Here is a 17,803-nt window from a genome sequence, read left to right on the forward strand (position 1 = left end):
AACGTCGTCCGCTCATCCGACGACCCCGATCTCGTTCAGGTACGAGCGAGCGACGGTGCTCGGCGATTCGTCCTCCATGATGACCCGCCGGGTCAACCGTCTGATCGTCGGTTTGTCCAACGCGGACACGATCGGCCGGAGGTGATCGAATATACCCGGGTGCTCCTCGATGGTCGGTGCGTGGGCCGTTGGCGACGGCTGATACGGAAGGAAGTACTCGCGGTCGTCCCGGAGCGTGACGAACGACCGACTCTCCAGTTGGGGGTCGGTGTCGAACCCGCTCGCGACCTGGACTCGGTCGTCACTCAGCAGCTCGTAGGTGATACCTACCGACGTGATGATGAACGTTCCGGACTCCAAGGTCTCCTTGGATTCGGACCCGATCCCGTAGTATTCGACCAGCCCGGACCACCCGTCCGACCGGTGATAGAAGTCCTCGTTGAGGGCCACTCCGAAGTCGGTGTCCCCCGATCCGACGTGCGTCGCGAACTCACTGATCGTCGTCACGCCGGTCCGTTCGCTCCAGTCGCGGTCGGCGATCAGGACGTACCCGTTGGAGAACGGGGCGGGAGGGGCCATCCGCACACCCTGTGACCGAGCGTCCTCGCTCACGAGCCGGTACAGCCGGTCCGGATCCGTTATCCGTTCGTCACGGCGCGGCGGGAGCCGACTCCACGCCGTTCCCGTGTACTCCCAGTAGAGGTCCTTGATCCCGGTCCTTGTCGCCTCCCAGTTCTCACGAGAGTTCCCGTAGCCGATCTCGTTGACGACCTGTATTCCCTCGACCGACTGAAGCCCGTGGTACGCCAGATATCCCAGTACTCGTTGTTCCGGGAACGACTTCGATCCGACGCGAACGTTAGACGGCTCCTCGGTTCCTCGACCCACTCCACGTCCCAAGCAGCCACCGGACACGCCGACGCCGACTGCACCGACCAACCGTATCGACTCCCGGCGTGTCTGTCGCACGATACCGGCCATCAGTCGCTGAGATAACAAATAACCCTGTGTCGGTGACGCGTGTCGGTTCGAGACCGTCGATCGGAGGGGGGCGCCGGTCGGAGACGTCAGTCGCTTTGGCCCCGGTCACGTCGCCCTCGTCAGCGTCACCTCGATCCCGCGGTCCGGTGGGGATTCGCCCACGCCCTGCGGGACACACCGCGTCGGCACCGGACACCGCTCGGCGGTCGCCGTCAGCGCCCGGGCCGTCCCGTCGATCCGCTCGTACGGGAACGACAGCCGGTAGCTGTACCCGGTCGCCGGTCCGGTGGAGACGAACACCTCCACGTCGATCTCGTCGCCGTCGTCGAGCGGCAGCACGGCCCCCTCGGCCTCGCCGCCCTCGCCGCCGCTGACGACCAGATCCTCACCGCTCACGGTGAGCTCGCCGTCCTCGACGACCATCGATAGCGACAGGGGGCCGCCGGAGTCGGTCGCCACGAGGTACGTCGACCCGCGGTCGCCGGTCACGCGCACGGTCGTTCCCTCGACCGACTCGGGACGCTGGAGCGTCGCGTTCAGGTAGAGCCGGTCGCCGGCGACGCGTTCGACCTCCCGGAGCCCGCCGCGGACCGTGGAGTCGTCGGTCGGCACCCACGATCCGGCGTACACGTAGCGGTAGAGGTCGCGGTTGGGGTATTCGCGGGCGACCTCCAGTTCCCGCGTGTCGCCCAGGGCGTACACCCGCGGACCGTCGTGGCCGGGGTCGTTGCGTAGCGCCTGGAACGGGTGGTTGAGCCACGGCCCGTACGGCGTCGGGAGGAACAGGACCGAGTCCTCCGGGACCGCCGCGCCGGGGTCGCCGTCGGCGACGAGCGGCCCGTAGCCGGCGCGCAGCTCCTCGGTCACCGCCTCGTTCCGCTCGACGGTGTCCTCGACGGCTCCGGCGGCGACGCCACCCGCGGCCGCGCCGCCGACGAGGAGTGCGACCGTCGCGACCGCGCGGGCGTGGCGCGCGTCGATCCGGCCCGCCCGTTCGGCGAGTTGGGTCGCGGCCCCGCGCAGGCCGTCCGCGAGGGCGACGCACGCCACCGCTGCGAACACGGCCGTCGGGACGATGAGGTCGTAGTGGTAGTACGGACCGAGGTAGTAGATCAGGCCGTCTGTGCGCACCTCAAGCGCGCCGAGGACGTTGAAGTTGCCCCAGAAGGCGACGTTGCCGGCGGCGACGCTCGCGAACGTCGCCGCGAGCAGTCCCCGACGGACCCGTTCGCCGAGCGCGCCGTCGCCGGCCTCGTCGTCGCCCGGGAGCCCCCGCCCGACGAGCGCGAGTGCGACGCCGGTTGCGGCCGCGGCGGCTCCCAGTGACCCCGCGACGACCCAGTCGGTGAACAGCGTGTCCAACACCAGCCGGTTTGCCTCGATCCCGAGTTCGGGCGTGTAGTCCACCACGTGCCCGAGGATGGCGCGCTCGCCGAAGCCGACGCCGTCCTCGGGGGCGAACGCGAGATACGGGAACAGGAACGGGTCGCCGGTGACGACGGCGTTGTATCCGAGTGTGGCGAGCACCCCAGCGGTTCCCAGCGCGGCGGTGATCAGGCGGCGGGCGAACAGCCCCCGCGCCTGTTCGTCGGTAGGTTCATCGACGAGCTCGGCGGCTGCCGGCGGTACGCGCCACGCGCCAGAGGCGGTGAGAGTCACGACCGCGTGGAGCACGAACGGGGTCGCGAACAACACCGCGGTGTACGGCCGTGCGAAGAAGGCGAGGCCGACGGCGACGCCGGCGAGCGTCGCGTCGCGCCGGCTCTCGCGTCGTTCCCCGCGGAGGTACCAGACGGCGAACGCGACGTTCAGCGCCGCCGTCAGGGCGTAGGGAAGGAACACGCCGCTGTGGACCACGAACAGCGGCGTCGCGAGCAGCAGGACGCCCGCGAGTGCACCGACGCGCGCGTCGAACAGTTCACGCCCGAGCGCAACGGTGCCGGCGACGAGGCCGGCGGCGATCCCCGCGAGCGCGACCGTGTACCCGCCCAGCAGCTTCCCGAGCGCGAACACCGTCGACGGGACGGGCGCGTACTTCGAGTAGAGGCCGCGCTCGCTGTCGACGAAGAACCACGGCCGAAACGCGTCCTCGACCGGCGGACGCAGGAACACCTGCCCGGACAGCAGCATGTCGGCCTGCTGGAGATACACGCCTTCGTCGTGGTTGAGCGACCGGAACGGAAACACGCCGGTGGCGACCACGACCGCGACGGCTGCGCCGATCGCGGCGAGCACGATCGCGGCGACGCGGCCGGCGTCGAGTCGCGAGCGGACTGCCGCGACCGCTCGGTCGGCGGTCCCGTCCTCGCTGCCGGCACTCTCGTCGCGCTCGTGTTCGGTGGACGCGCCCGTCATCTATTCGGAGGGGTACCACGCGAGGGCGTGGTCGGCGACGAGCGTGACCGCGACGGGCTCGCCCACCTCGAACTCCTCGGTGTGGTTGTGGAGACAGCGCAGGACGGTGCCGTCGTCGAGCTTCACGTGGTAGACGAACGAGGGCCCGGTGTACTGCCGGCGGATCACCTCGCCGTCGGCGTCGCCCTCGGCGACCGGGGTGGCCCTGAGGTCGTCCGGGCGCACCAGCACGTCGACGTGGCTGCCGACGTAGCCGTCGCCGAGCCCCTTCAACAGGTCCCGGTCGTACGAGCCGACGCTCGTCTCGATCCCGCTCTCGCTGACGCGCGCCGGGAGGAAGCTCGCCTGCCCCAGGAAGGAGGCGACGAACCGTGAGGTGGGATGCTCGAACACCTCCCCGGGGTCGCCGATCTGTTCGACCGTGCCGTCGTTGACGACGGCGACGCGGTCGGAAATCGACAGCGCCTCCTCCTGGTCGTGGGTAACCGAGACGGCCGTCACGCCCGCCTCGTCGAGAATGCGCTTCACCTCCTCGCGCATCCGCACGCGGAGGCTCACGTCGAGGTTCGAGAACGGCTCGTCGAGCAGCAATACCTCCGGTTCCGGAGCCAGCGAGCGCGCGAGCGCCACCCGCTGGCGCTGCCCGCCCGACAGCTCGGTTACCGAGCGGTCGCCGTAGTCGCCGAGACCGACCAGATCCAGCAGTTCAGCCACCCGCTCGTCGGCGGTCTCGGAGTTCGGGTCGTCGAGCCCGAACGCGATGTTCTCCGCGACCGTGAGGTGCGGGAACAGCGCGAACTCCTGGAACACGAGCCCCACGTCGCGTTCCTCGGGCGGGGTGGCCGCGCCCTCACCGGCAACAACGTCGCCGCCGACAGCGATTTTACCCTCGGAGGGGGTCTCCAGCCCGGCTATCATGCGAAGCGTCGTGGTCTTCCCGCACCCGGACGGGCCCAGAAGGGTGACGAGTTCGCCCTCGCGGACGGTCAGATCTAGGCCGGAGACGGCCGTCTCCGAGCCGTACCGCTTGACCACGTCCTCGAGTTCCAACACCGCCTCGCCCGTCGGCTCGCCCGCGTCGCCGCCGAGGCTGTCGCCGACTGTCGCCGCCGACTCGACCCGGTCGCGATCCGTTGCGCTGCCAGCGGTCTCGTCGACGGCCGTCCCGCCGTCGGTGGCCGGACCGGCCGCGTCGGCGTCGGCTCGAACGGGCCGATTTGCGTCGCGGTCTGGGTGGGGTGTGTCGTCACACATCGTCGGAACGGGTGAGCAGCGGAACCATCGAGAGGCCGGACACGGCCACTAACACGAGCGCCGGCAGGGCGGCGCGGCCGTAGTACCCGGCCTCCTGAACACGCCAGATGTAGGTCACTATCGTTGTAAACCCTGTCGGATGGAGGATGAGCGTCGTGTCCAGCTCCTTCATCGTCGTGAGGAACACGAGCGCGGCCCCCGCGACCAGGCCCGGCGAGATGAGCGGCAGCGTCACCCGCCGGAACGCGCCGCGCGGGTTCTCGCCGAGCAGGCGGGCGGCGCCGACCAGATCGCGGTCCACGCCGAGCACGGACGACTTCGTCGAACCGACCGCCTGCGGGAGGAACCGGACCACGTACGCGAACACCAGAAGCGGCAGCGACTGGTACACCACCCGGGCCGCGTCGGCGCCGAACGTCTCCAGCAGCCACCGGCTGGAGAAGAACACGAGCGCCAGCCCGAGGACGACGCCGGGCATCGCGTACCCGAGGTACGTCGCGCGGTCGACGGCCTTCGCCAACAGCGAGTTCGACCGTCCGGCGTAGTAGGCGACCGGGAGCGCGAGCACCACAGTCGCGGCCGCCGTCAACACGGCGACGTACGCCGAGTTCACTGCGAACTCGGGTCGGAACGCGAGCCCGCCTCCGCTGTACCCCGGCCCGGAGCGCACGAGCCACATCGTGAGGATCCCCACGGGCAGCGCCAGCGTGAACAGGCTCACGAACGCGGGGACGGCCGCCGCGAGCCAACGGAACGGGCCAAGCGAGACGACCGTCCGCACCGACGAGGGCGTCCCGTACCCCGCGGCGGTGTCGCCGCTGACGCGCGATTCGAGCGAGAGGATCACCGCAGTGACGGCGAGCAGCTGGATCGACAGCAGCGTCGCGTTCGACCGCCCCACGCCAAAGCTGTTCAGCTCGACGTAAATGACGCGCGTGAACACGTCGAGGCGCATGATCGCGGGCGTCCCGAAGTCCGACAGCGTGTACAGCGCGACCAACAGCGCGCCCGCGGTCACACCCGGCGCGATCTGTGGAAGGATCACCCGCCGGAACGCCTGCGGATAGCTGTGGTTGAGCGTTCGCGCCGCCTCCAGCTGTGTCGTGTCGAACGAGAGCAGCGACGCGCGCGTGGTCAGGAACACGTACGGATACGTGAACAGCGTCAACACGAGCGTCGTCCCGCCGAGCCCGTATACCGTCGGGATGTAGGGGTTCACGAACCCGAACCCGTACTGGGCGAAGAGATCCGGCAGCGCGCCGCTGGGACCGAACGCGGAGACGTATGCGAACGCGCCGATGTAGCTGGGGACGACCAGGGGAAGCGCCGCGAGCACGGTCCAGAACCGCCTGAATGGGAGGTCCGTCTGGACGGTCAGCACCGCAAGCGGCACACCCAGCGCGATCGACGCGCCGGTCACTAGGCTGACGAGCGTGAGACTGTTGACGAGTACCTCCGTCGTCGTCTCCGAGGTCAACAGCGAGACGGCGTCGGCGACGGCCAGCTCCGATGCGCTGACGAACAACCACAACAGCGGCGAGAGCACGGCGGCCGCGACGCCCGCAGCCAGGAGGACGACCGCCACGCTCGGCTGGCCGTCGTCGCTGGCGAGCAGTCCGCGGACCCGACCGACGCCCTCGCCGGGGGCCATCTCAGACCGCCTCCGCCATCACAGCACCCCGACGTCGCGCATCAACTCGAGGGTCGGCTGGATGTTCGACAGCTCGCGCAGGTCGATGCTCGGCGGGTCCAGCTCCGACACCGGCGGCAGCCCGCCCACGGGCGGGATGTCCCCGACCATCGGGTAGCCGTACGTCCGGGTGGCGAAGAACTCCTGGGCCTCCGCCGACAGCAGGTGGCGCACGAAGTTGAACGCGAGCTCCTTGTTCTGGCTCGCCGACAGCACCGACGCGCCCGCGACGTTGATCAGTCCGCCGGCGTCGCCGCTGGTGAACGCCAGGTCGATGGGGGCGTTCGGCCGGGCGGCCTGCACGCGCAGCGCGTAGTAGTGGTTCGCGAACCCGCCGTTGAGTGCGCCGTCGGCGACGGCGTTCGACACGAGGAACTCGTTGTTGAACTCGGTGACGCCCGCGTCGAGCATCCCCTGGAGCCACTCGCGGGTGGCCTCCTCGCCCTCGATCAGCCGCATCGCGGTGATGAACGACTGGAAGGCGCCGTAGGTGGGGGCCCACCCGATCGCGTCCTGGAACCCCTCGAACTCCGGGAACTCCATCACGTCGTCCGGGATGTCGTCCTCCGACAGCTCCTCGGTGTTGTACGGGACCGCGCGGGCCCGCCCGGCGGTGCCGACCCACGTGTCGTCGGGGTGGAACTCCTCGGGGACGGGGTCGACGACCTCCGAGGGGAGCTCCGCCGAGAGTCCCTCGGCGGAGACGGCCGCCAGCGACCCGGCGTCGACCGACCAGAACACGTCCGCCGGCGTCGCCGGGCCCTCGCTGATGATCGTGTTCGCCGCGTCGGCGGTTCCCGACTCCCGAGGCGTCGCGGTGAAGTCGGGGTAGATGTCCTCGAACTTCGCGAGCAGGTCGCGGTAGAGGCCGCCCTCGCCGCCGCCGAGGTAGATCGTCAGCTCGCCGCTGAGATCCTCGAGGTCGCCGATGCGCGTGCCGCCGATGTCGGAGCGTCCCTGCGCCAGCGGGCCGGAGCCGCGGAAGTCGTCGAACGCGGCGTCGATCCGGTCGTCGCTGCCGGTTCCGCCGCCGCCTCCGCCGCCACCGCCGTCGTCGCCGCCACCGCCGCCGCCGCTGTCGCCCTCGCCGTCGCCGCCGAGGCCGCCACAGCCCGCGAGCCCGGCCGCGCCGGCCGCGCCCAGTCCCGCGAGTACCTTCCGCCGCCGATACGTCCGCCGTCCGTCCGTCGTGTCGTCTTCGGTCATCTCGGTGTGTGTCTCTCGATCAGTCATCAGCAAGCACCTCCGGTGCGTCCGCCGCCGTCGTACGCGTTCCCGCGCCCTCGACGCGGTCGAGGCAGTCGATCCAGTCGCGCATGTACTCGCCGCAGTGGTTGAGGAACGCCCCGTTGTTCCACTCCTCGAAGTCGCCCTCCGCGAGCGCGTCGGCCATCTCCGCGAACGCCGCCTCGAAGGAGTCGGCGTCCTCGGCGACGCCGTCGAGCACCTCCCAGACGTGCTCGTTCAGCTCAAGGCCCGCGACCTCGTTCGCGAGGTCGTCGAACGTCGACCGGGGCGCCTTGTTGTGCTCACACAGCGGGCCGCCATTGTACACCTGCTTGCCGAGCACGTCCGCGGCGCGCTTGAGGAACAGCCCCGACCAGATGTCGTCGAACCGGCCGACCTCCCACTCGTTGTCGTCCATCGGGAGCTGATAGAACGCGGGGACGACCTCGCGACGGAACCCGAGGTTCATCGAGCAGACCGTGAGGTACTGCCCCTCGGCGGCGACGAAGTCGCGCCGGAAGTCGCTCGACTCGGTGAGCGTCTGGGCCTGCCCCTGCAGGTCGCCGTCCATCAGGATCCGGACGGCGTCGAGGTCGGGCACGTTCGTCCACAGTCCTTGGGAGGCGACGACTTCGTCGACGTGCTCGGTGTCGGTTTCGACGGTCTCGTCCATCGCGGCGTACGGGTAGCCGCGGGGGTAGAGGTCGGTGTCGGACTGGTAGAGGACGTTCACCCACGACTCGTCCGAACGGACTGACTCGATCTCTCCCTCATGCGCGAGGTTGCGCATGTGGGTGCCGAAGAAGTCCTCCTCGGCGTGCGGGAGCGTGTCGTCGTCGATGAAGACGCCGTACTCGAAGCGCTCGTGGGCCCACATGTACAGCAGCCCAAACGACGTCTGGGCGTGGCTCGCGGCGGGGATCAGGTGTGAGAACTCGGCGGCGTCGTGGTCCTCGAACCACTCCTCGCGCGCGGTGCCGTCGAAGACGACGCCGTCGACGCCCTCCTCGTCGAGCATCGACTCCATCGCGTCGGTGTCACAGAAGTCCTCGGTGACGAGGACGAAGAACAGCCTGTCCGTGTCGAAGCCGTGTTCGCGAGCGTTCGCGACGTACTCGCGGACGCACTCGTACTCCCGGATCGTCGGGATGATGACACAGATGTCCTGCGGTGAACTCATTCGTTCCTCCGATCTGATTAGGGCGACCTAAAGAGTGTCGATGTTTCGGGCGGCCAAAAACCCCGGTCCGATCGGGCGGTGTGTCCGATCCCGGTGTGTTCGATCTCGGGTCGATTCTGCCCGCAGGCCTCCGTTATGACGAGCTTTCGGCGGGTCCCGGCTACGAGTCGACCCGTTTCTCGATTCGATCCTCGTGTTCTCGGATCAGTTCCTCACCGGCTCGCGTCGTGAAGTATCCCCTGTCGGTCTGTTGGAGGTACCCCCTCCGCGTCAACTGTCGGAGGGCGGGATCGACTCCGGCCTCGGCCGTCGGGTCGTCGTGCAGATCCACCATCCGTTCTTTGATCTCGACTCCCGTGTTCCCTTCTCCCCGATCGATGCCGTACAGCAGCGTGAGTTGGAAGTCGTTCAGTCGGTCCGTCGAACCGTTCGACCCGGTCGCCCCCGTCGGTCCGCGCGACTCGACGGGTTCGCGCGACTGGGCGGGTTCGCGTGACTGGGCCAAACCCTCCGGATCGACGGACCCGCGTGAGTCCGTCGACCGGCGGCTCCGGGGTTCGGTATCGGGGTCCAGGTCCGCTTCAGGATCGCCCTGGATGAACCTCCCGAGGGCGAGCACCGACAGTGAAGCCGTCGCGACGAGCGCGGTCGCCGCGGGTACCACGAGTACTGTCCCGAACCCGACGTACTCGAGGAGAAGGTTCCCCCCGCCGACGGCCCCGAGCGCCAGAAGGCCCGCGACCCAGACGTTCGCGCCAAACCCGACGGTGACCACCAGACTGCTAACACGGTCGAGCAGATCGCCACTCGGCACGGGCTCGGGGCTCGGAAGCAGGTCGGCGAGCCCGAGCGCGGCCACCTCGGAGGGCCGGCCGTCGAGTGTGTTCTCGAGGAACGTCCGCCGCTGTCGGACCCGGTGCTCGACGCGGGCTCGCTCGAACGCCAGTCGATCGGCCACCCGCCTGCTCCAGAGCGCGGCCGCAAGCGCGATCGCGAGGAGCCCGGACGCGGGGCCGACAACGCCTTGGATCGTTGCTCCGACGGCTGCGACACCGAGAATCGCCGGCGCGAGGAGACCGCCGCCGTTGGACGCCGTCGCGATGGCGTCGTCGCTGGCACCGGTTCGGCGGGCGTACCACAACGCGGCCATCCCGGCCGCTCCGACGCCGATCGCGTCCTGGAGTCCGTCGCCGATCGGAACCAGTGTCGTCGCCAGCCCGACGCCGAGAAGTACGACCGAGGCGAGCAGCACGCCCGCAGTGATGCGGGCGGCGTCCCCCACGAGCGCCCCCGGGGCCGCGCGAACGGTCTCGCCGAACGACCGGCCGGAGTCGTACTCGAAGACCCCCGTATCGACCGCGTGTTCGATCTGTGCGTGAATGTTCTCCGCCGGCTTGGGGGCGTCGTCGTACCGGAGGGTTCCGTCGACGATGGCGGCCTCGTACTCGCCACCGGCGTGCCGGTAGGTGATCGTCACCGCCGGGATCTCCTCCCGCTCGATGACGCGGCGGTACACTCCCCCTTCGTTCTCGGGGTCCTCTCGCTCCCGGTCGACGACCGTGCCGTCCTGACTGGAGATCCAGTCGCGGGGAACGCGTTCGGTGTCGAGTTCGACGGTCGTGTCCACGTCGAACACGAGTTCGCCGCTCACCGCGTGAACCACCTCGCCCACGCCGTCGCACTGCCCACACGTTACCGTTCCGTGCTCGTCGCAGTCGGTACAGCGGACGACGCCGGACTCGTCACAGTTGTCGCAGGGTTCGGTTCCCGACCCGTTACACGCGTCACACGAGAGCGTAGTCGTCCCGCCGCACGTGTCGCAGGGCTCGGTTCCGGTCCCGTCGCAACTGCTACAGCCGAGCGACTTCCGGCCGCCACACGTCGAACAGTCGATCCACGTGTCGTCGACGCCGTCGCCGTCACAGCGCGGGCAGTCGACGGTCGACTCGCCCCCACAGGTGTCGCACTCGCCGCCTTCGCCGTCGCAGTCCTCGCAGTTGATCCAGCCGTCGCCCGCACAGCGTGGACACTGCCCGGTTTCGGTGTGCCCGCCCGTTCCTCCGCACTCCGGGCAGTCCTCGGACGCGCTTCCGCCACACGACGAACAGGGCTGGGTGCCGTCCTCGCATGCGTCGCACTCGGTGACCGGGTCCCCGTCACAGGCCGAGCACGTCGTCTTCCCGTCACCGTGGCAGGTACGACAGTCCGCCTCCTTGTCGCCCCCGCATCTGGAACAGGTCGTGCGTTCGGTGCCGTCACAGCCGGGACAGGTCTGGACCGGTTGGCCCGTCTCGACGTACGGGACGCGCTTCGTCTCCAGGCCATCCGGCGCGGCGTCGTATCGGTCAGCGTACGCGACTCGGTCGTCGCACTGTCGCTCGTACGTCCCGGGGAGGATCCAGCTCCGCTTCGCGCTCCCGTCGGTGGCCGTGAGAATTCGCTCCGATCGACGCTGCGCACGTTCCCGGTGTGTCTCGACCACCGTCGCGTCCGCGACACTGTCGTCGACGCTGGCTTTGGCGGCCAACTGCTCAAGCACGTCGTCGGCGTCCGGCTGAGAGTCGGCTCCCCAGTCGTCGCTGTCGGGGTCGCTACTCATCCGAGATCACCCGACTCGGTCCGTGTCTGTACCAATACATGTTGGCTGCCCGCGAATTCTTCGGGAGGGTAATAAAGCTACCACACGGCGTCCAAACCGTACGGAACCGATCGACAACGGGAAGCCGATATGGACACCGTCGACGGCCTACAACCGCTCGTCGATGTGGTCGGCCGCCTTCAGCGACAGCGCCGCGATCGTGAGCGTCGGGTTCATCGCGCCGCCGGTGACGAACACCGAACTCCCGGCGAGCGTGAGGTTCGCGAGGTCGTGCGTCCGCAACTGGGGGTCCACGACGCTCTCGGCGGGGTCGGTGCCCATCCGGGTCGTCCCCATGTGGTGATACGCGGGGCCGGTGTTGTCGGGGCCGACCGTCCAGCCGATGTCGACGCCCAACTCTTTCAGCACCTCTCGTTGGATCTCGTTGGCGCGCTCGATGGTCCGGCGCGTCGTCGCGTCGAGGCTCCACACCACGTCGGGGACGGGGTTCCCGTGGTCGTCCGTCCGCGAGGGGTCCAGCCGGATCCGGTTCTCCCTCCGGGGCAATTGCTCGACGAGTGCGCCCATCGCGACGTGCTGGCCGTATCCCTCGCGGATCTCCTCCAGCAGATCGTCGCCGAAGCTGTCCGCGCCGAGGGCGATGTCCGCCGGCGACGGACCGGCGTAGTTGAGGAACTCCAGCTTGATCGCTGTGCGGGAGCCGTCCGGTCGGTCGTAGAACTGGTGGCTCTCGGTGGTGTTGAAGCCGACGTGCTTCTGGCGGGTCGGCTCGTCGAGCGTGCCGCCCATCCCCGCGAACAGGTGGTCCATGAAGTACCGCCCCACGAGTCCCGAGGAGTTCGCGAGCCCGTCCGGGAACGACTCGCTCCGGGAGAGCAGGAGGAGCCGCGGCGTCTCCACCCCGCCGGCGGCGACGACGAACTCGCGAGCCTCCTGACGGTACTCCTCGCCGTCAGGCGTCGCGTACACCGCTGCGGTCACGCGTTCTCCGCGGTCGTCGTGTTCGAGCCGCTGGACGGGAACCCGGTCGAGCACGCGCGCGTCGTTCGCCTCGGCGACATCGATGTGGCGCGTCGCGTCGTACTTCGCGCCAGACGGGCAGACGGGTCTGCAGGTGCCATAGCCGACGCACGCGCTCGCCTCGTCGGTCGGCTCGGAGTTCCTGGCGTTCGGCACCGAGTGGGTCGCGAGGCCGACCTGCTCACACGCCTCCGCGAACAGCGAGTCCGAGTATGACGGCGGGAACGCCGGCAGCGGGTGCGGCTCCTCCCGCGGCGGCGCGAAGGGGTTGTCCGAGGCGCCCGACACGGACAGTTCCTCCTCGGCGTCGGCGTAGTACGGGCGGAGGTCGTCGTACTCGATCGGCCAGTCGGCGCCCATCCCGGTCGCCGACGCGAGCTCGAAGTCCTGCTCGTGCATCCGCATCACCATCCCCTGCCAGTGGAGCGTGCTCCCGCCGATCCCCTTCACGCGGGCGGCGTTGAGCGGGTAGTACCGATCGCCGGTGCTGCTGTAGGCGTCGCGCTCGGGGTCGGTGTCCCAGACCGGGGCGTCAACGCCCGGCCGGAGGTGCCGTTCCATCCGCTCGGTGCGGTCCTCGGGATCGAACCGAGGACCGGCGTCCAGCACGACCACGTCGTGGCCGGCCGCCGACAGCTCCGCGGCGACGAGTCCGCCCGCCGGTCCCGCGCCGACGACGCACACGTCGACCCGCGGCGACGGCGTCCGGTCGATGTCGGCGACGCCGGAGCCGTCCACGCGCTCGGTGCCGTCGGTTTCGGTCGAGGTCATCGATCCGGCCCCTCCTGATACGACCGGGTGCCGCCGGGATGCCCCGGGGGGTTCTCCAGTCCCGCCAGCGACGCGCCGGTCGGCGAGGCGTACAGCGCGTACAGCAGTTCGTTCACGAGGTAGTGGCGGACCCGCTGGGGGTCGGTGCCGTCGGGGTCCGGGTCGACCACGTCGACGCTCATCACGTCCAGCGCCTCGGCTCGTTCCTCGTCCCCGAGGTCGGCGTACCGGACCCCATACAGGTTCTCCGTGTAGTCGTCGAGCGTCTCCACCGCCTCGGCGACCCCGCGGGCGTACGCGCCGTCGCCGTCGACGCGGCCCCCGGTGTAGGTGCGGACGAACTCGTCCACCCCGTCGACGGCGGAGGGATACACCGCGTGCGCGACCGCGATCAGCGTCGACAGTTCGTGGTCGCCGACTGCGTCGCCGCCCGCTCCCCCGTTCTCGTCGTCGGTGGCGTCGTCGTTGTCGGTGGTGGTGCCGTCGCCGGGGCCGTCGCTCGCAACCGGCGCGCCACAGCCGGCCAGCGATCCGACGCCCGCTGCCGACAGCGCGAGCATCGCGTCGCGACGGGAGAGCTGCATTCGCGAACCGATTAGGCCAACCTAAACAAGAGGGTTGCGCTCTCGATCCGGGCGACGCTCGGCGCCCGCTCGTCTTCGAATCGGGGACGGCCGCGGGTGATCTGACACGAATGGCGGACTTACTGCGGCAGGGACCACGTCGGGCGGCGACCCGAACATGCCCGGTAAGGCGACTGTACGTGTCGGCAGCGATCGCGGGCTCGACAGTCGAATCCGGTTACTTTCAGTAACAGACCTATAGCAAAACCCGCAGACGCGTTTCGGAATCACCACATGTTCGAGAGCGCAACGGGCGGATCCGCCGGTGATTCCTCCCGTCTTGAGTCCACGACCTGTCGCAGTATCGAGGAAATCCGCGAGAACCAGTTGAACAACCTCGTGACGCAGTCGGAGGGCGGAACGCTGTTCCACCGATACGGCTGGCTGGCGGCCGTCGAGGAGGGTCTCGACGTCGAGCCGCGGCACGTCACCGTGCGCAAGGGCGACAACCCCGTCGGATTTCTCCCGAACTTCGCGGCCGACCTCCCGCTACCGGGCGAGGTCGGCGATCGGGTCGCGGACGCGCTTCCGCTCGAGATCGTGCAACCGCCGCCTCCCGGCTACGGGGGCCCGATCGTGACGAGCGACAAGCTCGAGATCCTCGCCCGGCTCTTCGATCCTGCCGCGTTGACGAACGGTCCCAGAACGGTCTCCCACTACGTTCAGACGTTCGATCCCGACGCCGTCCGGTACGGGCGATTCCTCGAATCGTTGGGATACACTCCGAAGATCACCGAATGTACGTTCGTTCTCGACCTCGACGACGACTGGGAAACCGTCCTCGAGAACATGGACAAGGGACGGCGCCGCGGGATACGCCGCGCGCTCGAACAGGACTACGAGGTCGAGATCCGTCCGTTCGGCGACGAACTGAACCGGACGCACGACGAGTACGTCTCGAACATCGAACGGGTTGGTGGAAACCGACTCCCGCTGCGGTTCTTCGAGGCGATCGCGGCGCGGATCCCCGAGCGCGTCAGGCTGTTCAAGGCGGTCGTCGACGGCGACGAGGTCGGACGGTACGTCTATCTCCTCGACGACGAGAGCTCGGTACTCCACCACTGGCTGTCCGCCATCGGCGACAGCGATGACTTCGATCGCTACCCCTCGGAGCTTCTCCACCAGCGGGCGATCAAGTGGGGGATGCAGGAGGGGTACGACCGCTACTCGTTCGGGCCTGTCTCGCCGCACTTCTCCAACTCCGTGTTTCGGTTCAAGGAGAAGTACGGCGGGACGCCGGTCCAGTTGTGCCGCTGGGAACGCGGCACGCTTCCGGGGGCGTCGACCGTCTACGACCTCGCACGTACGCGGTATCGTCGGTCACAGATCGACACGGAGTAGCGCCCCGCCGCGGCGCTTACCCAAGTCAGCCCGCTCACTCGTCGACGAGCGCCTCGACGAGCGAATCCGTCGAGTACGACGAGAGCGCGCGTGCGTCGTCGTACAGCGTCTCGATGACGTACGTGGAGTTGGTCCGCTCGACGGCGGGGATCCGCTCGAACTCCCGGAGCAACCGCCCGACCGCCTTGTCGTCGGGTAAGTGCGCGACCGCGACGAAGTCGGTCTCGCCCATCGTCGACAACAGCGTCGTCACCCCCTCGATCTCGGTGATCGTCGACGCGACGTCCGCGTGCTCGCCGGCGTAGTCGGCGAGCACCTCGACGAGCACCGTCACGCCCAATCCGAGCGCCTCGAGGTCCAGGTCGTACAGGTCGTTGGTGATCACGCCGGCCTCCCGGAGGTTGTTCAGCCGGTAGTGCACGGTCGAGACGGGGATCCCGGTCTCCTCGTTGATCCGCTCGGGGCTCCCGGTCCCCAGGTCGGCGATCGCCTTGAGGATGCGAACGTCGCGCTCGTCCATACCGACTCCCCCGACGGCGAGCCTGATAGTTCCATCCGCTCCGAGGATCACGGCTCGATCCGAACCTCATTCGAAGAGAATGAACATTCGTGAGAGACACGTCTGATCACACTCGGCAAAAGTAGAAGTGCTTATCAACTCTACTCTCTTTTGTTGGAATAGAATCAATGAATCTCCGTTCTGTTTGGAGAACCGCGCCGACGACCGGCGTGTTGTTCGTTATCCTTGCGACGCTGTGGGGCGGGTCGTTCGTCGCCATCGAGGCCGGCGTGAAGGAGTGGCCGCCGTTGCTGTTCGCGGCGATCAGGTACGACCTCGCGGGCGTGCTCGTGCTCGCGGTCGCGGCCGTTGGGGGTGGACGCGTGCTGCCGCGGACACGAGGGGACCTCGCCGCCGTCGCGAGCCTCGCGGTATTCGTCGTCTTCGCACACCACGCGCTGTTGTACGTCGGACAGGGGACGGTCCCCGGGGCGGTCGCCTCCGCGGTCGTCGCGCTTTCGCCAGTCCTGACTGCGCTGATCGCGCCGTACGTGCTCGGCGCGGGGGAACTCGGTCGAGTCCAGTATCTGGGGGTCGCTCTCGGGTTCCTCGGCGTCGTCGCGGTGACGGATCCCGGATCAGCAGGCGGTATCCCGGCGACCGGCACGCTACTCGTGTTCGGGGCGACCGTCGCGTTCGCCGTCGGGACGGTCCTGTTGCGGCGGGTTCGGCCGACGATCTCGGCGGCGGCACTGCAGGGGTGGGGGATGCTGGTCGGGGCCGTCCTGCTTCACGGCGGGAGCCGTGCACTCGGCGAGGCCCAGACGGTCGTCGTCTCGACGACGGGGGTGGCGACGCTCGCGTTTCTCGTCGTCGGGCCAGGCGTGATCGCGTTCCTCCTGTACTTCCGGCTGCTCGACTCGGTGGGGGCGACGCGGACGATGCTCGTCGGCTATCTCGAACCCATCGCCGCCGCCGGGCTCTCGTTCGCGCTGTTCGGCTACGTGCCGACCGACGGCGCCGTGATCGGCTTTCTCCTCGTGCTCGGCGGCTTCGCGCTCGTCGAGGGGAACGCCCTCAGAGACGCCGCGGGCGGTGCGGTCGGACGGCTCCGCGCGGCGCTTCCGTGAGGGATCGATCGGCCGGACCGCGCAGTAGGCCGACCGATGTTTCGAGAGGCCGACGCGAAGCGTGGTTATAACTTTGGGACCGACCTCCGACTGGGAAGTATGGACACTGCCGACCGCCCGATCGAGTTCCCCGACGGCGGAACGGGACTTCCGAAGCTGGAGCGGTCGCTACGGCGTGCGCTCGCGACGACCGAGTCCGACGAAGCCCGCTACCACATCCGAACCGCGCTCCAGTACCTCGATGTCCTTCGTGTGCAACCGGGGGACGATTCCCAGTCGTCACGGCGTCGTCTCGAACGACGGTAACAGATTCGCCGTCGATCGAACAGATCCTGTACCCGACCGTGTTGACCCCGAGCATCCAGGAGCGGTCACCCATCGCCGTCGACCCGCGGAGCCGGTGGCTTACCGTGTCCGAACAACTGGTGTTACTGTTCGCACGGCTCGGGATCGATCCCGATACCCAGCCATCCGTGTTGCATGATTCCGTCGAGACCGACGCATTGAACGCCCTCGCGGAGGCGCCGACCGCGACGGTGTCGTTCGCGCTGTGGGGCCATTGGGTCCGGATCACCCCTGACGTGATCGAGGTGTACGCGCCGGTCACCGAGTTCACCTCGGATACGGGGGTCGAAGAACCGCGGACGTGATGGTGTCGGAGAACCGCGGACGTGGTGGTGTGGCAGACGCCCGGGTCGACCCGTCGCGGCCGAACATGCGGCCGGAAGCGGCCGACGTTCGGCATTCGGCGGTCGGCGAACACTGACGAAGGGAGACGGCGGCGAGCGGGGTCGATCCGGAGGGCGTGGAGGGGGGTCGCGTCAGCGTATCGGTGGGGGGTCAACTCGCCCCACCGGTGAGGGGACTGCGGCTCGAGATCGAGTCTGTTCGGCGGAACCGAGGCCGTCCGACGGGATCAGGCCCGGTCGGACAACTCCGTCACGCTCCTGCGGTCGGCGACGATGAACGCGTCCTCACGGAGCAGGTCCTCGTCCGTCGGGAGCACGAGCACCTCCTCCCCGCCGCTCGTCGAGGTGGGGATGAAGTCCAACTCGATCAGGTCGTAGCCCAGGTCATCGAGCGGGTCCGGGTTCGGGGGAAGCTCTCGCCAGGCGTCGGTCATCGATCGAGGC

General features: G+C 68.9%; 15 protein-coding genes. 4 read left to right on the forward strand and 11 right to left on the reverse strand.

Annotation, left to right across the window (positions count from 1 at the left end):
- Positions 1-12: 12 nt before the first annotated feature.
- From K6T50_RS16980 to K6T50_RS17020, 9 genes are all read right to left on the reverse strand, one after another.
- Positions 13-888, reverse strand: a complete 876-nt coding sequence (locus tag K6T50_RS16980; RefSeq protein WP_222609426.1) for a glycine betaine ABC transporter substrate-binding protein — start codon at positions 886-888, stop codon at positions 13-15.
- 198 nt (positions 889-1,086) lie between these two features.
- Positions 1,087-3,336 (reverse strand): ArnT family glycosyltransferase, encoded by a 2,250-nt coding sequence (locus tag K6T50_RS16985; RefSeq protein WP_222609427.1) that lies wholly within the window; start codon positions 3,334-3,336, stop codon positions 1,087-1,089.
- Positions 3,337-4,590 carry an ABC transporter ATP-binding protein gene (locus K6T50_RS19340; RefSeq protein ID WP_425601420.1) on the reverse strand — a complete coding sequence of 418 codons (1,254 nt, stop codon included), beginning with the start codon at positions 4,588-4,590 and terminating at the stop codon, positions 3,337-3,339.
- Positions 4,583-6,241, reverse strand: coding sequence for an ABC transporter permease (locus K6T50_RS16995; protein ID WP_222609428.1), 1,659 nt, complete (start codon positions 6,239-6,241; stop codon positions 4,583-4,585). Before K6T50_RS16995 ends, K6T50_RS19340 begins: the two co-directional genes overlap by 8 nt.
- Positions 6,242-6,259: 18 nt before the next feature.
- Entirely contained in the window at positions 6,260-7,513 is a 1,254-nt protein-coding gene (locus K6T50_RS17000) for an extracellular solute-binding protein (protein WP_425601421.1), read from the reverse strand.
- Positions 7,506-8,687, reverse strand: a complete 1,182-nt coding sequence (locus tag K6T50_RS17005) for an alpha-1 4-glucan-protein synthase (protein ID WP_222609429.1) — start codon at positions 8,685-8,687, stop codon at positions 7,506-7,508. Before K6T50_RS17005 ends, K6T50_RS17000 begins: the two co-directional genes overlap by 8 nt.
- Positions 8,688-8,847: 160 nt before the next feature.
- Positions 8,848-11,286: a hypothetical protein gene (locus K6T50_RS17010; RefSeq protein ID WP_222609430.1), complete on the reverse strand. Its 2,439-nt coding sequence runs from the start codon at positions 11,284-11,286 to the stop codon at positions 8,848-8,850.
- 147 nt (positions 11,287-11,433) lie between these two features.
- Entirely contained in the window at positions 11,434-13,077 is a 1,644-nt protein-coding gene (locus K6T50_RS17015; protein ID WP_222609431.1) for a GMC family oxidoreductase, read from the reverse strand.
- Entirely contained in the window at positions 13,074-13,661 is a 588-nt protein-coding gene (locus K6T50_RS17020) for a gluconate 2-dehydrogenase subunit 3 family protein (RefSeq protein ID WP_222609432.1), read from the reverse strand. Before K6T50_RS17020 ends, K6T50_RS17015 begins: the two co-directional genes overlap by 4 nt.
- Before the next feature lie 273 nt (positions 13,662-13,934).
- Here K6T50_RS17020 and K6T50_RS17025 point away from each other — a divergent pair, with 273 nt between their 5' ends.
- On the forward strand, positions 13,935-15,041 hold the full coding sequence (locus K6T50_RS17025) for a GNAT family N-acetyltransferase (protein WP_222609433.1): 1,107 nt from the start codon (positions 13,935-13,937) through the stop codon (positions 15,039-15,041).
- Positions 15,042-15,075: 34 nt separating this feature from the next.
- Here K6T50_RS17025 and K6T50_RS17030 read toward each other — a convergent pair whose 3' ends face one another.
- A complete protein-coding gene (locus K6T50_RS17030) occupies positions 15,076-15,561 on the reverse strand; it encodes an Lrp/AsnC family transcriptional regulator (protein WP_222609434.1) in 486 nt (161 codons plus the stop codon).
- A gap of 167 nt (positions 15,562-15,728) precedes the next feature.
- On the opposite strand from K6T50_RS17030, the gene K6T50_RS17035 reads away from it, so the two are divergent.
- The 3 genes from K6T50_RS17035 to K6T50_RS17045 all read left to right on the forward strand — a co-directional run bounded on the left by K6T50_RS17035 (position 15,729) and on the right by K6T50_RS17045 (position 17,320).
- Entirely contained in the window at positions 15,729-16,670 is a 942-nt protein-coding gene (locus tag K6T50_RS17035) for a DMT family transporter (protein ID WP_222609435.1), read from the forward strand.
- A gap of 99 nt (positions 16,671-16,769) precedes the next feature.
- Positions 16,770-16,976 carry a hypothetical protein gene (locus K6T50_RS17040; RefSeq protein ID WP_222609436.1) on the forward strand — a complete coding sequence of 69 codons (207 nt, stop codon included), beginning with the start codon at positions 16,770-16,772 and terminating at the stop codon, positions 16,974-16,976.
- A 104-nt stretch (positions 16,977-17,080) separates the two neighbouring features.
- Positions 17,081-17,320 carry a HalOD1 output domain-containing protein gene (locus K6T50_RS17045; RefSeq protein WP_222609437.1) on the forward strand — a complete coding sequence of 80 codons (240 nt, stop codon included), beginning with the start codon at positions 17,081-17,083 and terminating at the stop codon, positions 17,318-17,320.
- A gap of 266 nt (positions 17,321-17,586) precedes the next feature.
- Here the strand turns inward: K6T50_RS17045 and K6T50_RS17050 are convergent, their stop codons facing one another.
- A complete protein-coding gene (locus K6T50_RS17050; RefSeq protein WP_225935480.1) occupies positions 17,587-17,793 on the reverse strand; it encodes a hypothetical protein in 207 nt (68 codons plus the stop codon).
- Positions 17,794-17,803 lie beyond the last annotated feature (10 nt).

The sequence above is a fragment of the Halobaculum magnesiiphilum genome (assembly GCF_019823105.1).
In the GTDB taxonomy this organism is placed as follows: Archaea; Halobacteriota; Halobacteria; order Halobacteriales; family Haloferacaceae; genus Halobaculum; species Halobaculum magnesiiphilum.

Coding starts and splice junctions, on each gene's coding strand:
- K6T50_RS17010 (WP_222609430.1), bottom strand. CDS start 11,286: ATGAGTAGCGACCCCGACAGCGACGACTGGGGAGCCGACTCTCAGCCG.
- K6T50_RS17000 (WP_425601421.1), bottom strand. CDS start 7,513: ATGACTGATCGAGAGACACACACCGAGATGACCGAAGACGACACGACG.
- K6T50_RS17020 (WP_222609432.1), bottom strand. CDS start 13,661: ATGCAGCTCTCCCGTCGCGACGCGATGCTCGCGCTGTCGGCAGCGGGC.
- K6T50_RS17040 (WP_222609436.1), top strand. CDS start 16,770: ATGGACACTGCCGACCGCCCGATCGAGTTCCCCGACGGCGGAACGGGA.
- K6T50_RS17035 (WP_222609435.1), top strand. CDS start 15,729: ATGAATCTCCGTTCTGTTTGGAGAACCGCGCCGACGACCGGCGTGTTG.
- K6T50_RS17005 (WP_222609429.1), bottom strand. CDS start 8,687: ATGAGTTCACCGCAGGACATCTGTGTCATCATCCCGACGATCCGGGAG.
- K6T50_RS17030 (WP_222609434.1), bottom strand. CDS start 15,561: ATGGACGAGCGCGACGTTCGCATCCTCAAGGCGATCGCCGACCTGGGG.
- K6T50_RS16985 (WP_222609427.1), bottom strand. CDS start 3,336: ATGACGGGCGCGTCCACCGAACACGAGCGCGACGAGAGTGCCGGCAGC.
- K6T50_RS17015 (WP_222609431.1), bottom strand. CDS start 13,077: ATGACCTCGACCGAAACCGACGGCACCGAGCGCGTGGACGGCTCCGGC.
- K6T50_RS17050 (WP_225935480.1), bottom strand. CDS start 17,793: ATGACCGACGCCTGGCGAGAGCTTCCCCCGAACCCGGACCCGCTCGAT.
- K6T50_RS19340 (WP_425601420.1), bottom strand. CDS start 4,590: ATGTGTGACGACACACCCCACCCAGACCGCGACGCAAATCGGCCCGTT.
- K6T50_RS16995 (WP_222609428.1), bottom strand. CDS start 6,241: ATGGCCCCCGGCGAGGGCGTCGGTCGGGTCCGCGGACTGCTCGCCAGC.
- K6T50_RS17025 (WP_222609433.1), top strand. CDS start 13,935: ATGTTCGAGAGCGCAACGGGCGGATCCGCCGGTGATTCCTCCCGTCTT.